This is a genomic window from Actinomadura coerulea (assembly GCF_014208105.1).
GTDB classification, from domain to species: Bacteria; Actinomycetota; Actinomycetes; order Streptosporangiales; family Streptosporangiaceae; genus Spirillospora; species Spirillospora coerulea.
The window spans coordinates 3,697,626-3,712,160 of record NZ_JACHMQ010000001.1; the positions used below are offsets into that span (position 1 = coordinate 3,697,626).

Annotated in this window: 12 protein-coding genes; 7 read left to right on the top strand and 5 right to left on the bottom strand. The window is 66.0% G+C overall.

Annotation, left to right across the window (positions count from 1 at the left end):
- Positions 1 to 41: 41 nt before the first annotated feature.
- On the bottom strand, positions 42 to 1,055 hold the full coding sequence (gene glnII, locus BKA00_RS16940) for a glutamine synthetase GlnII (RefSeq protein ID WP_185026154.1): 1,014 nt from the start codon (positions 1,053 to 1,055) through the stop codon (positions 42 to 44).
- 397 nt (positions 1,056 to 1,452) lie between these two features.
- Between glnII and BKA00_RS16945 the strand changes: the two genes are divergently transcribed.
- On the top strand, positions 1,453 to 2,505 hold the full coding sequence (locus BKA00_RS16945) for a right-handed parallel beta-helix repeat-containing protein (RefSeq protein WP_185026156.1): 1,053 nt from the start codon (positions 1,453 to 1,455) through the stop codon (positions 2,503 to 2,505).
- Between the two features lie 42 nt (positions 2,506 to 2,547).
- Here the strand turns inward: BKA00_RS16945 and BKA00_RS16950 are convergent, their stop codons facing one another.
- Positions 2,548 to 3,507 carry an ArsR/SmtB family transcription factor gene (locus BKA00_RS16950; protein WP_185026158.1) on the bottom strand — a complete coding sequence of 320 codons (960 nt, stop codon included), beginning with the start codon at positions 3,505 to 3,507 and terminating at the stop codon, positions 2,548 to 2,550.
- A 76-nt stretch (positions 3,508 to 3,583) separates the two neighbouring features.
- Here BKA00_RS16950 and BKA00_RS16955 point away from each other — a divergent pair, with 76 nt between their 5' ends.
- The 5 genes from BKA00_RS16955 to BKA00_RS16975 all read left to right on the top strand — a co-directional run bounded on the left by BKA00_RS16955 (position 3,584) and on the right by BKA00_RS16975 (position 7,597).
- Positions 3,584 to 4,963, top strand: coding sequence for an alpha/beta hydrolase family protein (locus tag BKA00_RS16955; protein WP_185026160.1), 1,380 nt, complete (start codon positions 3,584 to 3,586; stop codon positions 4,961 to 4,963).
- A gap of 115 nt (positions 4,964 to 5,078) precedes the next feature.
- Complete coding sequence (locus BKA00_RS16960) at positions 5,079 to 5,765, top strand: DUF899 domain-containing protein (protein WP_185026162.1); 687 nt, start codon at positions 5,079 to 5,081, stop codon at positions 5,763 to 5,765.
- Positions 5,766 to 6,042: 277 nt separating this feature from the next.
- Positions 6,043 to 6,264 (top strand): barstar family protein, encoded by a 222-nt coding sequence (locus BKA00_RS40835; protein WP_420829717.1) that lies wholly within the window; start codon positions 6,043 to 6,045, stop codon positions 6,262 to 6,264.
- Positions 6,265 to 6,304: 40 nt separating this feature from the next.
- On the top strand, positions 6,305 to 6,889 hold the full coding sequence (locus BKA00_RS16970) for a DUF1877 family protein (RefSeq protein ID WP_185026164.1): 585 nt from the start codon (positions 6,305 to 6,307) through the stop codon (positions 6,887 to 6,889).
- Positions 6,890 to 7,021: 132 nt separating this feature from the next.
- Positions 7,022 to 7,597, top strand: coding sequence for a hypothetical protein (locus BKA00_RS16975; protein ID WP_185026166.1), 576 nt, complete (start codon positions 7,022 to 7,024; stop codon positions 7,595 to 7,597).
- Between the two features lie 644 nt (positions 7,598 to 8,241).
- Here the strand turns inward: BKA00_RS16975 and BKA00_RS16980 are convergent.
- Positions 8,242 to 8,655, bottom strand: a complete 414-nt coding sequence (locus BKA00_RS16980; protein WP_185026168.1) for a hypothetical protein — start codon at positions 8,653 to 8,655, stop codon at positions 8,242 to 8,244.
- A gap of 1,380 nt (positions 8,656 to 10,035) precedes the next feature.
- Here BKA00_RS16980 and BKA00_RS16985 point away from each other — a divergent pair.
- Positions 10,036 to 12,108, top strand: coding sequence for an ATP-dependent nuclease (locus BKA00_RS16985; protein WP_185026170.1), 2,073 nt, complete (start codon positions 10,036 to 10,038; stop codon positions 12,106 to 12,108).
- Positions 12,109 to 12,124: 16 nt separating this feature from the next.
- Here BKA00_RS16985 and BKA00_RS16990 read toward each other — a convergent pair whose 3' ends face one another.
- Both BKA00_RS16990 and BKA00_RS16995 read right to left on the bottom strand, forming a co-directional pair.
- Positions 12,125 to 12,760 carry a 2'-5' RNA ligase family protein gene (locus BKA00_RS16990; protein WP_185026172.1) on the bottom strand — a complete coding sequence of 212 codons (636 nt, stop codon included), beginning with the start codon at positions 12,758 to 12,760 and terminating at the stop codon, positions 12,125 to 12,127.
- Entirely contained in the window at positions 12,757 to 14,136 is a 1,380-nt protein-coding gene (locus tag BKA00_RS16995; protein WP_185026174.1) for an NsdA family TPR-like regulatory protein, read from the bottom strand. The genes BKA00_RS16990 and BKA00_RS16995 overlap by 4 nt, the downstream gene beginning before the upstream one ends.
- Between the last annotated feature and the right edge of the window lie 399 nt (positions 14,137 to 14,535).

A 14,535-nucleotide genomic window follows, 5' to 3' on the forward strand; every position in this document is an offset into this window, starting at 1 on the left:
GGGGAGCCGCGCTCTCCGGGGATCCGTCCAAGCCGGTGCCGTCAGACCAGGCCGGCCTTCTCCAGCGCCGCGCAGCAGGTGCCCGTGATCAGGCGGGTCACCACGTACGGGTCGACGTTGGCGTTCGGGCGGCGGTCCTCGATGTAGCCCATCTTGTCCACCTCGACCTGCCACGGGATCCGCACCGAGGCGCCGCGGTTCGACACGCCGTAGCTGAACTCGCTCCACGGGGCGGTCTCGTGCATGCCGGTCAGCCGCCGCTCGATGTCGGCGCCGTACCCGGCCACGTGCTCCTGCGCCTTCTCGGCGAGCGCCTCGCACGCCGCGATGATCGCGTCGTAGCCCTCGCGCATGGCCTTGGTCGAGAAGTTGGTGTGCGCGCCGGCGCCGTTCCAGTCGCCCTCGACCGGCTTCGGGTCGAGCGTGGCGGACACGTCGTGCTCCTCGGCGATGCGGTAGAGCAGCCACCGGGCGATCCACAGGTGGTCGCCGACCTCGATCGTCCCCGCCGGGCCGATCTGGAACTCCCACTGGCCGGGCATGACCTCGGCGTTGATGCCGGAGATCTTCAGCCCCGCCGCCAGGCAGGCGTCCATGTGCTGCTCGACGATGTCGCGGCCGAACACCTCGTCCGAGCCCACGCCGCAGTAGTAGAAGCCCTGCGGGGCCGGGTAGCCGCGCTCCGGGAAGCCGAGCGGGCGACCGTCCTTGAAGAAGGTGTACTCCTGCTCGATGCCGTACCAGGAGTCCTGCGCCGCGTACTGCTCGGCCACGGGCCGCAGCTTGGCGCGGGTGTTGGTCTCGTGGGGGGTGCCGTCCACGAGGTACACCTCGCACAGCACCAGCTTGTGGTCGCCGCCGCGGATGGGGTCCGGACAGGAGAAGACCGGCTTCAGCACGCAGTCGGAGTGGTCGCCGGGCGCCTGGTTCGTGCTGGACCCGTCGAACCCCCAGTCCGGCAGCTCGGCCCCGTCGGCGAGGATCCTCGTCTTCGACCGCAGCCGCGCGGTCGGCTCGGTGCCGTCGATCCAGATGTACTCGGCCTTGTAGCTCAACGTCGGTCCCTTCGTTCGCTGCCGGGCCTTGCGGGTTCGGCCTCACAGAACGTGCCAACCGGGCATTTCGCGTCTGTTGCCCATTTGTGAACGGCGTGTAACACGCGAGACGGCCTGCTGAGACGTTGCTCACACGACCCTCGCGAGACCGCCCGCACCGCCGTCCACACCGCCGCTCACGCCGTCCGGACTCCGCGACAGACCACCCCAACCAGGGATTTAATGCCCAATAAATGGCATGCCGCCATTTATCAGGCGGTCGGTGTCACCTTCTGAAACGATCGGAGGCTTCTTTTACTTCCGCCACACCCGGCCGCGCCAACTCTTCTGTCCAAGATGAGCGAGGACGCGCCACTCCGGCGCGATCCCACCATTGGGTATAGAACGGGGGAAAAGGATGAGGCGGACTCTCGCGGCCTCGCTGGGTACGGCCGTGGCACTGGCGGGCCTGGCATCCTTCGCACCGGCCGGGCACGCTGACGGCGGCGGCAAGGACAAGCGGATCCACGTCGTGTGGCCGGGCCACTCGATACAGAAAGCCGTCGACCGCGCACGACCCGGCGACGTCATCCGGCTCAAGGCCGGGGCCTACGAGGGCGGCGTCCTCGTCCGCAAGCCCCTGACCATCGAGGGGGACGGCGACAGGACCGTCCTGCACCCGGGCCGCAGGGACCACTGCGCCAAGGCCGGCGCGGCGGGCGAGGGCATCTGCGTGATCGGCCACCGCAAGCACCCGGTCAGGGACGTCACGATCAAGAACCTGAGCGTCCGGGGCTTCAAGCAGAGCGGCGTGTACGGCCTGTACACCGACCGCCTCACCGTCGAGCGCGTCCTCGCGGCGCGCAACGGCGAGTACGGCATCACGGAGTTCCGCTCCACCCGCGGCCGCTTCGTCAAGAACCGCGCCATCGACAACTCCGCCGACGCGGGCTTGTACGTCGGCGACATCCAGAACGCGCGCGGCACCGTCGTCGCCTACAACCACGCCTCGGGCAACGCGATCGGCCTGCTGGTCCGGCACGCCCGCCACGTCCAGGCCTGGGAGAACGAGCTCGTCGGCAACTGCACCGGGGCCGCGCTCATCAACGACGACCAGAAGGGCGGCCAGGGCGACACCAAGCTCTGGAAGAACAACATCTCGAGGAACAACCGCTCCTGCCCGCAGCACGAGGACGTCCCGGCGCTCGGCGGCACCGGCGTCCTCGTCTTCGGCGGCGACCACAACACGATCGAGAAGAACGCCGTGCTCGGGAACCGGGGCAGGCTGCCCTACTCCGGCGGCATCGTGCTGTTCCCCAGCCCGAAGGGCGAGCCCGCCCGCCACAACCTGATCAAGTTCAACCTCGCGAAGGGCAACGCTCCCTTCGACCTGGTCGACCGGAGCGGCAGCAGGACCAACCGCTTCATCGACAACAGGTGCCGCACCTCGGACCCGCGCGGCCTCTGCTGACGGCGAAGGCCCCGCTCCCCCCGTCCGGGAGCGGGGTCTTCCTCACTCCGGCGGCTCCCCGCCGCGCAGGAACCGCTCCCCGAGCGGCGTCAGCGCGTGGTGCACCGTCTTGCCCCGGCGCTCGCTGGTGAGCAGGCCCGCGCCGCGCAGGGCGGTGGCGTGCTGGGAGGCGGAGGCCGCGCTGACCCCGAGCCGGGCCGCCAGCGTCCCGGTCGTGAGCTCCCCGTCCGCGCCGACCAGCCGGATCACGGCGGCCCGGGTCCGGCCGAACACCTGCGGCAGGGTGTCGCCCGTCCCGCTGAGCGGCCGCGACGAGGGGACCACCACGGTCGCCGGGCCGTCGCCGGCCACCAGGACGCGCGGTCCCGTGACGAACACCGAGGGCATCAGGAGGAGCCCGCGCCCCCTGAGTCGGACGTCGCCGTCGCGCAGCGTCTCGATCTCCAGGACCGGGGACGACCAGCGGACGGCGGGATGCAGGCTCCCGAGCAGGCCGCCGATCCCGTCGCGGGCCATCGTCCGGGCGTGGCGGGCCGCTTCGGCGCACAGGTGGTCGCTGAGGCCGGACCACGAGTCCGCCAGCGCGACCCGGTGGAAGTCCCGGAGCCCGCGGACCAGCGTCCGCATGATCTCCCCGTCTCCTCCGGCGAGGCGGGGCAGCCACGGGGCCGGCGGCCGCGGCCCGCAGGACCGCTCCAGTTCGTCGCGGATCCGCCGGACGGGCGTCGAGGCGACGGCGTCGAGCTCCGGCTCGAACCCCGGCACGAGCGTGTACGGCGTCAGGAAGTCGGGGATCCAGCGCCCGGGCGGCACCAGGTCGAGCAGGAGGCGGGACGGGCCGGTGAGCCCCGCGCGCGTCCGCGACCGCCACGGGCCGGGAACCGGCTCCGGCCCGACGCCGCGCAGGGCCTGCGCGCCGAGAACGGTCTGGGCGAGCGGCGAGAGGCCGGGAGTGATGCGAATCCGGATGAGGTCGTCATAGTCGAGCCAGAGCCGGAGCATGGGTCGGACAATACGACATTTAGCCTATTTCTGAAATCATTGCACCCGCCGTGGAACGTACTGGAAGGTGCGGGTCATGAATCGACTCCGCCTGTTCTGCCGCACCGTTCCGCTGATGGTGCTCGCCGCGTTGACCGCGGTCGCCCTCCCCGTCCGCGCCGACGACGCCACGAGCGTGCGTGAGGGCGACATCAACGGAGTCCCCTACCGCGTCGAGGTCCCCGCCCGCTGGAACGGGACGCTCCTGATGTGGAGCCACGGCGCGTACAGCCTGGAGTACCCCGCGCCCTCGGAGATCTCGCTGACGAACCACCCGGCCACGAGGCAGTGGCTGCTCGACCACGGGTACGCGCTGGCGGCCTCCCAGTTCCGCGTCTCGCGCGGCTGGGGGGTGGTCGAATTCGGGCTGAAGGACCAGATCGACCTGCTCGACTGGTTCACCGCGAACGTCGGAAAGCCCCGGCGCACCGTCTCGGCGGGCTCGTCCGCCGGCGGACTGACCTCGGTACTCCTGGCGGAGCGCAACCCCGGCCGCTTCGCCGGGGTGGTCTCCCTCTGCGGGGTGCTCGGCGGCACGACGGGCCACTTCAACAGCGCCCTCGACACCAACTACGCGATCAAGACGCTCCTGGCGCCCGACCTGGAACTGGTGCGCGTCAAGGACCCGCAGGCCAACCTCTCGGGCGCCCGCCGCGCCCTCGGGACCGCCCTGGGCGACCCCGGCGGACGCGCCCGCCTCGCCCTCGCCGCCGCCCTCGCGGACATTCCCGGCCGCTACACGTCCCGGGCGCCCGCACCGGACACGCTCGCCGGCCAGATCGAGCAGCAGGTCTACTACGCCGCCTACGACCGGGGCGCCTTCTGGGGCGCCAACCGCACCGACATCGAGAAGCTCGCCGGCGGCAACCCGTCCTGGAACACCGGCGTGGACTACCGGACGATCTTCGCCCGCTCCAGCCAGAAGGCCCTGGTGAAGCGCGCCTACCAGGAGGCCGGTCTGAGCCTCCGCGACGACCTCAGGCGCCTGAACGCGGCACCGCGCGTCAAGGCGGACCCGGCGGCCGTCCGCTACCTCGACCGCTTCGGCACCCCGTCCGGCCGCACGCCGTGGCCGGTCGTCACCCTCCACTCCACGGGCGACGGCAACGTCCCGCCGGAGAACCAGCGCTGGTACGCCGCCCAGGTACGCGACCCGGCGAACCTGAGGCAGCTCTACGTCGACCGCGGCTACCACTGCTCCTTCACCGCCTCCGAGGAGATCGCGACACTGCGGGCCCTCCTCACCCGGATGAACACCGCCCACTGGCCCGACACCCGGCCGGCTGCACTCAACGATTCCGCCGCCGCGCTTCCCTCCGAGTACCAGACGGTCTTCGACACAGACCCCCAGCCAGGCCTGCAGCCCGCGACCCCGGCCTTCACCCACTACCGCCCCGGCCACTACCTGCGTCCATAACGGGCTCCACACACAGAGGCCATGGTCCGCGGGGGCGATCCATGGCCTCTGTGCGATGAGTTCGGCGTGCGGGCGGAGTCCACCCCGTAAAGACCCTGCGGACCCTGGAGGAGCCATGACCGCCAAGGCACTACCGTCCGTCGTGGACGCCGAGACCTGGCAGCGCCACCTCGACGAGCTGCGCGCACGCGAGAAGGCCGCCACCCGCGAACTCGACGCGATCGCCGCCCAGCGCCGCCGCCTGCCCATGGTCGAGATGCCCGCCTACACGCTGGAGGGCGAGGAGGGCCCGGTCAGCCTGGCCGACGTCTTCGACGGCCGGTCCCAGCTGATCGTCTACAACCACATGTGGTTCCCCGGCGAGGAGTGGCAGTGCCCGGGGTGCACGGGCTTCACGTCCCAGTTCGCACGGCTGGAGTTCCTGGACGCCTACGACGCCAGGTTCGTCATCGTCACCCAGGGCCCCATCAAGGACGCCCTCGCCTACAGACGACGCGTCGGCAACAAGATGACCTGGTACTCCACAGCGGACAGCCCGTTCGGCGCCGACGTGGGCGCCCCTCCCGGCGGCGGCTTCGCGGTCAACGTCTTCCTGCGCGACGGCGACACCGTCTACCGCACCTGGCACACCACCGGCCGGGGCACCGAGCAACTGAGCCACACCTTCCCCCTGATCGACCTGCTCCCCTACGGCCGCCAGGAGGAGTGGCAGGACGTCCCCGAAGGCTGGCCCCAGTCCCCCACCTACAGCCGCTGGCCCAGCGCCGAGGAGATAGCCGCCCACTACGGCCAGGACGCCTGACAGACCGCACGCCCGCCCTGGGAAAAGCCTTCGACGCGAAGCCCGGGGCGGGGCATGATCCCCACCGTGCAGCAGAGAGGAGCCCTTCCCGGGCGATACACGCTGACCGACACGGAGAACGGCCACGTTCGGGGTCCCCAAGACGGACAGCCTCGTGCTCAGCGGCCTCGACGACTACGAAGGCCCACCCGAGGCTCCCATGGGCCCCATACGGATACACGACGGCCGCTAGTGGCTGGGCTCCTGCCAGGAAATCGTCGGCATCGCGCGGCGCTGGATCTGCCCGGGCGGCTACTTCGGCGGCTGCCTGGACGCCCTGGCCGACTGCCTGACCGGCGCCATCGGCTACACGTCCCCCGCCACCCTGCTCTGGCGCGACGCCTCGACCGCCCGCGAGCACCCGTCCCGAGCCCTGACGCCGGAGGGCCGACCCGACGACCTGCTCGCCGAAACCCTCGACGTACTGGCCAAGGGCGGCATGCACGTCACCATGACATGAGGATGACCCACCCAAACCGCAGACCGGAAACCGGAGGGCCATGGGCTACTGGATGTGGCTGACCAGGTACGACGGCGCCGAGGTCGCCGCCTTGCTCGATCACCCGCACGGCTTGCACGCGGGCCTCAGGCGGCTCCGGAACGTCTGGGACGACCTGCCCCTGGAGCTCGGCTACGACCCGTCCGGCTCCCTGGGCAAACTAGAGGAGATAGACACCCATCGGGCCTGGGACGCCCTGCACGTCCTGCTGACCGGCCAGCCGAACGAGGACTACGAGCGCGTCTCCGGAGACCCGCCCGCCTGCGACGCGGTGATGGGCGGCCTCGTCATGAACGAAACCGGAGAAGGCTCCCTGTTGCACGTCCCGCGCCTCCTGCGCCCCGACCAGGTGCGCGCGGTGGACGATTTCCTCCGCGCCCTGGACCGCGACGCGCTGATCCGTGAGCGCCACGCATTCCTCAAAGAGACGCAGCCCTACTCGTTCGAAGGATGGGGACGCCTGCAGAGCGGCGAATCCTGGGACATGGTGGACCACGGCGTCCTCGCGCAGACCTTCGACACCGTCCGAGACTTCTACGCTCGCGCCGCCACCGCCGGCAACGCCGTCATCAAGGAAATCGTCTAGTGCTGGTCCCGTGGCTTCGGCCACGGGACCAGTCAATGGAGGGACCGGCCGGGTAAGCCGACCCCGGTTGCACTCCCGCAGGGCACCATGCAGCCCGCGGGCGAGCTAGTGACGCCTCAGACGGACGACGCCGTGGACACCTCCGCGAACGAGGACGCCACCGACGCCCCCGCCGGCGAAGCCACCGGCAACGCCGGCGACAACGCCACCGAGGAAGCCCCCCTCGCCGTCCAGGACGCCGGCCAGGACACCGCCGACACCGACGGCTGTGGCGCCGCCGATGCCCCAGGCGACGATGTGAGCGATGCCCCTGGCGACGCCGCTGATGACGTTCCACGACTCGTCGTGGGAGGTCGAGTCAGCGAAGAGGACGCCGATCACGACGGCGACGATGCCGGCGACGACACCGGCCGAACCGCCCCCGAGGGCACCACCGACGACGCCACTGAGGGCGACGCCGCCGAGGGCGCCGAGGACGATGCCGGTAACAGGGAAGCGACGCTTCATGGGATCGATCTCCTTTGCGTAGTGACCCGGTTGATCACGGGCGACTGGAAGTACCGTCCTGCGATCCGCTCCCCGCACAACCCGGAAGCCGTATCCCGAAGCAGCGACCGATCCCGCCTCCGCCATCCCCTCCCCCGGCGAGCCATCGCGCGACATCTCCACCTGTGCCGGATTCGTGGAATCGAGGCCCCTCCCCCTTAGGGGTGACTGGGGCGATACCAGCAAGTGACCGTCGAAAGTCAATGTAGGCGACGGAAGAAGACTCCAACCCGTAAGGACTTCCGCCATGAGTCTGCGTTCAGCCGCGCCGTTCACCAAAACCCACGTGGCCTCCGAAATTCGAAGCGCTCACGGTCGCCGCAACCGGAGCAAGACGGCGCGCAGACGGAAGGGCCCGGGCTGACCCTTTTCGCCGACGGGCACCGGCAAGCAACTTGCATGGCGGCAGTCATCATCGAGGATCCGGACGATGACCTCGACACTCGAATGAGAACTGCCGCACTCGCTGTTCTCGGCGAAATCCAAGACAGCGTATCCACCGCCTTAAAAAAGCCATGGCCGCCGGCGCAACCCTACGGGGCACTGCCCCCACCCGGCGCGCACGTAGACGCGACACGACTGACCCTTTGGTATGGCGACGAGCATGCACCCCAGCTAGAGCTGGCCCCCATCAACAAGGCAGAGCTCCTGAAATAACTCCACCCACCCTCTCGTGGACGTCGGCGCTCCAAAGGGTTCTGGTCCCGTGGCTTCAGCCACGGGACCAGTCGATGTAGGGGGCGGCGGCCCGGTAAGCCGTCCCCCCGACTGCACCCCCGCAGGGCACATGCAGGCCCGCGGGCGAGCTAGCGAAGCCGCAGGCGGACGACGGTGCGGACGATGCCGACGACACCGCGAACCACGCCAACGACGACATAACCACCGACGGCACCACTGAAGAGACCACCGGCGACGCCGACGGCGGGAATGGCGAGGTAGCCCATGACGCCGCTCATGACACCGGCGAGGAGGGCGGCGATGGTGCCGCCGAGGACGCATGCGACGGTGCACGCGACGTTCGAGGCGACGCCACTGACGACCTCTTCCAACTCTTCGTCGCTGACGACCCCGCCACCGATGAGACCGCCGACGAAGGCGGCGACGACGCCGGTCACGACACCGGCCGGTCCGCCGCCGAGGACGCCGCCGACGACGCCACCAAGGGCAACCCCGCCGACGACGCTGAGGACGATGCCAGTACGGATCAAGACACGCTTCATGGATATCGGTTTCCTTTGCGTAGGCGCCCGTGCCGATCACGGGCGTCCCGAACTACCGTCCTGGAGCCGGCTCCCCGCACAACCCCAAGCGCCCCTCAAGGTCCCCGCCGACAAGGCCGACCGCAGGCGCCGATCACCGGAAGGCGCCAGTCCCAACGACCCGACCGTCGAGGCGTGGGCATGCTGCCCGTCAGAGCGGTGCAGCCAAGTCTTCTAGGCTCGCGGCATGCCGAGATCACCAGAGCCAACTGATCCCGAACATGAGGCGAACCTGGGTCGTGTGGCCGTGTGGTTGAGTCCGGAGGATCTGGAGTGGCTGGCCGCTCGCTGCGTGTGCTCTGATGCCACTCCCGATGAGGAGCGGCGTCGGTGCGCTCGCGTTCGGTTTCGTGCCCAAGCCGCACTTCATAAGGCGGGTGTGAAGCGCGACGGTTCCTTCGATCAATGACGGGGGTGCCGCGGCGCGGCCTGGTCACCGCCGGCACCCGCCCCTTGGCCGATTCGGACGCCGGTGGTGCAAGGAATCAGGAGCCGTAGTCACTCAGAGCACTGAAGGCCATGATCCGCGAGAGCGGATCATGGCCTTGACGTGGGTGGGCGCGGCAGGTTTCGAACCTGCGGCCACTCGCTTGTAAGGAGCCGTGATCATCAACCGGACGGCGCTCACCTGGGCCTTTGCCACCCGTCCGGGACGGCGCACGCTCCTTGTCCACAGACCTAATGGCACGCGAATGGCACGGACGCGCGGCATGATCACGCAGGCTGATCAAGGCCCTAAGCTGCCACGCCTCACAGCTCCCGCGCTCCCGACTGGCACGCAAGTGGCACGGGGCCGCCCTCCCGCGTGGCACGCGCACCGCTCCCCCGCCTGAGCTTCCCGTCTGCCGTCGTCCCGTGCTCCGCGATGCCGGGCCAGGGCCAGGGGGTGAAGGTGGAGCGCCCCACCGGACGAACGACCTTCACCCCCTGGCCCTGGTCTGGTAGATCTCCGATCGGGACGACGGCAGACGGGAAGCTCAGGCCCACACCCCAACCCTCGGTGACCGTCACGGAGACGCCCCTTCTTCCCGGAGCCAGAGTGCCCCCGCCGGAGGCAGAAAGACCTCGGCCACGCGCGGGGAAGATGGGCGGCGGCGCGCCCTGGTGACCGCCGGCACCTGGCGGACGGAGCGGCGGCGGCACGATGCGCGGCCCGGCGCGGCCGTCCGGTGACCGGCGCCCACGCCGCACGCTCCGGGCGGCCTGGCGCGGGGCCGCGCAGCGGCCCGAGCGCCGCCGCCCCTTGATCCTAAACAGCCCAATTCGGCAGACAACACGACGGGCGGAGTATCGACCGGTACGCTAGCGGACTGGATTACCAGTCGATGCAAGGAGGCTCAAGTGTTTCTGAGAAGAGTGGAGATCGAAAACTTTCGCGGGATCGATGAATTCAAAGCAAAAGACTTGAAAGACCTGGTCGTCATTGCTGGACCAAATGGGTGTGGGAAGAGTTGTGTGCTCGATGCCATCAGGCTTCTGAAATCAGTATACGGCGGATATCAAGATAATGAATGGCAAATGTGGTTTGGTGAGTTCGGCATTGATATCTCAAACTTTGAAGGACTTTCTCGCCTATTTAGAAATAAGGAGCGACCCGTAGTAATAGAAGTTGATTTTGAACTAACAGAGAACGAGAGAAATTATCTACAGAATAACGTCGAGAACCTTCTGTGGCCTTCTATTTGGAAACGACACATAGGCGAGAACTATGATTCGAATACCTATGCCACTCTGATCAGTCAACGCGACGGATTGGCGGAGAATATCGATAGAGAAGTAGCCCAAATTGCAGGTGAAATAAGAAGAGAAATGGAAAACGAGATTCACATAGGCAAACTCGTTATCAAGCCGAACTCGCCTATGACACCTCGCCCCTCACTAATTATAGAGACTATATTCCGTACTTATATGCCTGAATTTCTGGGAATAATTGATTATCATAGTGCATCAAGAACTTATGAGCGTGAAGTTGTTGGTACAGTTGACCTCAACTTGCAGTCTACAATTCAGCGACAAAAACAGCAGACTTTGTACAATTGGCGCGAGAAATATAAGAATATTAAGGCAGAACTTGCCGCGAGTTATGTGCTAGGCCTGATTGCAGAAAAGAGCGGCTCTACGTCAACTGATGACTTGCCAAAAACTCTCAGTGAAATGTTCCGCAGTTTTTTCCCCGATAAGTCATTTTCGGGGCCCGTACCGGGTGGAGACGGGCGACTTAATTTTCCCGTCCATCTAATCACAGGAGAGGAGCACGATATCGATGAATTGAGCTCCGGTGAGAAGGAGCTTATTCATGGATACCTTCGACTCAGAAGTTCATCTCCTCGCAATTCTGTACTTTTGCTCGATGAACCGGAGCTTCACCTAAACCCTAGAATGTTGCAGGGGCTAGTTGAGTTCTACCATGCCCACTTGGGTCGTGCACTGAACAATCAGATTTGGCTTGTTACCCATTCTGATGCCCTGCTCCGACAGGCTGTCGGAAATCAAGCTTTTAGCGTTTACCACATGAGCAGTCCAACTGGTCACCATGATAATCAGGCTTTGGAGGTAAAGACCTCGGATCGCCTTGATGAGGCAGTCGTTGAGATCGTAGGAGATTTGGCTGCCTACAAACCTCGGGCGAAAGTAGTCATTGTTGAAGGCGGCGGAGACGTCGAAGTCGATGTAAAGATCATAGCTTCCTTGTTTCCGAGGTTTTATAGTGATGTCAATGTGGTTCCGGGAGGACCAAAAAAGCGAGTTCGGGATCTGTATGAAGCTCTAGAGAATGTTGCCAATAGAGCCGGATTGACTGAACGCTTTTTCGCAATTACCGATAAGGATATGGATGTTGCTGACGTTCCTTTGAGACGAAATGTCTTCACTTGGGATCGCTATCACATCGAGAACTACCTGCTAGAACCTAGGTATATCAAGCTGGTTCTTGATGTGACTCTTGATCGAAAGTTCTTCTCAAACGAACGAGAGGTGTTGACCGCGCTTCGCGACAGCGCTAGCAAACTTATTGATGGGCTAGTTGTGCGACAACTTCGGGAGGAGATAAACAACTCGCTCGTACGCGCGATCAACATCAATGCGGCGCCGGACTCTAGAAGGCCTTCTGAAGATTTGGCTCCCTCGATCAAAGGATCTATTGATCGCCTTGCTAAGCTCGGAACAGAGTATCGCGATATTGCTAAACTTCGAGAGCGCGAGGAGAGCTTCAGGGTGAAATGGACAGAAGCATTGAAAACCGATGCTTGGATTAGGGAATTTCCGGGCCGAGATGTTTTGAAGCGTTTCGTGGACCTGCATGTAACTGGCGCCAATTATCCAGTCTTTCGGAATCTGATAATTGAGAAAATGGTCCTAGATAAGCATGAGCCAGAGGGCATGCGTTCGGCATTGAGTCAAGTTCATGCTTTCTAGTAGCGTCCATGACGACTTAGCGGTGGCCGAGACAAGAAGCGCTTCCTACTGGGTGCCAGTTCCAGTTGCGTTCTGGGCCTTGCTGGTCGACAAGAGTTACTTCGTTGATCTTGAATGAGCGAATGGTCGACAATTCTCGGCCGAGTGCAGTGATGAGTGGCGCGGCGGGTTGCTCGGTTTCGCTGTAGGCGAGTGTCATGTGTGGGGCCCATTGGGTGGGGCCCTCAGTGCGGCCTTCGCGACTTGTCACTTTTAGTGTGGCCGTCTGGACGGCGTTGCGAATCTTCCTCAAAGGGTCTATGGGATGGACCTCAGCGGCGATCGCCTCGGGGTGATAGAAGATTCGGCCGAGCGTTACGTCGATGGGAGCGATTTCGGCGAGGAGTTCGGAAGCGGCGGCGAGCATGTCTTGTTGCTGCATGGTGGTGATCTCGTCGGTAGAGCCGACTACGAGAGTGGTGATGTGGAGCCACTCGGTTGGTGTCATGTGGAGGCCCTGGAAGCCGGCGAGTCGCTTCTGTGCGGTCTTGGCGAGGTCGCGGGCTTCGGCGTGGTCGCCTACGAGGATGTGCCAATAGAGGGTGCCCCGTCCGGGGCCGGGCTCCTCGCGGTTCTCCCAGCGGTTGATCATGCGTGTGGGCAGGGGGCTCATGAGCGCTCCATGTCAGGGTCGTCGGTGAGGGCGGCGGCGTTGAAGTCGCGGATTTGCGCTCTGAGTTGGATGGCTAGAGAGGTGTTTCGGTAGCGGGGATGGCTGAGTCGGCGGTCTAGGTCGGCGACGTAGCGCGTGACGGTGGTCAGGCGCATGCCGGGGTCGAGCGTGAGCAGCTGGGCGAGTTGTTCGGCGGTGCCTTCGAGGTCGCCTTTGAGTAGGTGAGCTACTCCGGTGCCAACGCGGATCTGAGCCCATATCGCTGGGGCGACGGGTGCGCCTGCTGCCCATGCGGTATCCGCCATCTCGGCGGCCTGGAGGGCTCCATCCGGGTCGCCTGTTCGGGTGGCCACTGCTAGCGCGAAGAGGGCGCGCCGCTCGGTGGGGAATGACCAGACGGAGCGGTCGGTGGGGCGGTCGTGAATGGTCTCGGCTGACTGCTCGGCGCGCTTGACGGCCTGGCGGGCTCTGGTCTGGTCTCCTAGGAGTGCGGCGGCATTGGCCTCATACCAGGCGAGTTGCGTCTTCATCGGTGTCGGCGGGCTGGCTTCGTAGCCTTGCCGGGCGAAGTCGGCGGCTTCGATGAGGCGGTCTTGCCATCGGGCCGTTTTGGCTTGGGCGTACCAGGCGAACGCCTCGTTGGTGCCGGCTTCTCGGGCGAGCATGAGGGCGGCGGCTGCGTACTGCTCGGCGTGGTGGTCGAGGTTGACGTCACCGAAGATCACGGCTGCGTGTGCCAAGAGATCGGCGTCAATGCGCAGTAGCTCGCGGGTGTGGCGGGGGCGGGGCCGGCTGCTTTCCAACAGGTCTTGCGTGCGACGGTGAAGGCGAAGCACCTGGGACAGCAGGCTTTTCGCAGGGACCTGGGTGTGTGCACTGGCGAGTGACGTGGTTGAGCGGGCAAGGCTCTCGATCGTTTCGTCTGCCGTGTCGCTGGTCGTCAGCCATCGCGTCAGCCGGGAGAGGTCCGTCGTGGTAGCGGGGTCGGACGGGTCAGCTCCGGTCGGTCTGGGTTCGGTGAGCACGATCCCCGTGCGGGCCTGTGGTTCGGGAGTCCTGGGTGCCGGTACGCCGGGGCGGGTTCGGGGTGCGAGACCGAGGGCCATCCGGGCGTTGTCGGGCATCTGGAGGCCGTCGGCGATGCGCTCGAACAGGTACAGCTTGGTTACGCGGCGCCCGCCCTCCTTCATGTGCTCGCTGACCCTGCCCTGGGTCAGGCCACAAGCGATCGCAATCTGAGTTTGAGTCGCGCCTGCGTACTGGCCCAGTAGATGGAAGACGGTCCCGATTTCGCGGGCAGTCAGGGCCTGGATCATCTGCGGGCGTTCCCACAGTTCATCGGGGATGACGATCGGGTCTGAAGCCCGTCTCGGCATGGGTCCTCCCTCCGTGTGACCAGACGTTGCCGAGCGTATATCCCACTGTGAGATACCGCCTGGGGATGGGCCTGAGCTGGGCCCGTGGCGGATCGTGTGCGGCATGACGCAGCAGCAAGATGCGGGCAAGCCGGACTGCGGGTCCTGTGGTGGCCGGGGGTGGAAGTTCATCCATCCTCGGCGCGCGGTCCTAGTGGGACTGCCAAGTGGTTCGGGATCGCCGGTGGACCGCAAGCCGTGTCGGTGGTGCACGCCGGTGCGTGAGGAGCGCGCGGCGTAGTCCAGAAAGCTGCGGGGCCGGCGTAGGCGGTCAGGCGGATACGGGTGCGATCGCCCGGCGCGGTGCGGTCGTTCCTGCCAGGGGTGGTGGTGCGCCCCTGGGCCGTCGTTCGCCGGTCC

Coding starts and splice junctions, on each gene's coding strand:
- BKA00_RS16945 (WP_185026156.1), top strand. CDS start 1,453: ATGAGGCGGACTCTCGCGGCCTCGCTGGGTACGGCCGTGGCACTGGCG.
- BKA00_RS16950 (WP_185026158.1), bottom strand. CDS start 3,507: ATGCTCCGGCTCTGGCTCGACTATGACGACCTCATCCGGATTCGCATC.
- BKA00_RS16955 (WP_185026160.1), top strand. CDS start 3,584: ATGAATCGACTCCGCCTGTTCTGCCGCACCGTTCCGCTGATGGTGCTC.
- BKA00_RS16960 (WP_185026162.1), top strand. CDS start 5,079: ATGACCGCCAAGGCACTACCGTCCGTCGTGGACGCCGAGACCTGGCAG.
- BKA00_RS16970 (WP_185026164.1), top strand. CDS start 6,305: ATGGGCTACTGGATGTGGCTGACCAGGTACGACGGCGCCGAGGTCGCC.
- BKA00_RS16980 (WP_185026168.1), bottom strand. CDS start 8,655: ATGAAGCGTGTCTTGATCCGTACTGGCATCGTCCTCAGCGTCGTCGGC.
- BKA00_RS16990 (WP_185026172.1), bottom strand. CDS start 12,760: ATGAGCCCCCTGCCCACACGCATGATCAACCGCTGGGAGAACCGCGAG.
- BKA00_RS16995 (WP_185026174.1), bottom strand. CDS start 14,136: ATGCCGAGACGGGCTTCAGACCCGATCGTCATCCCCGATGAACTGTGG.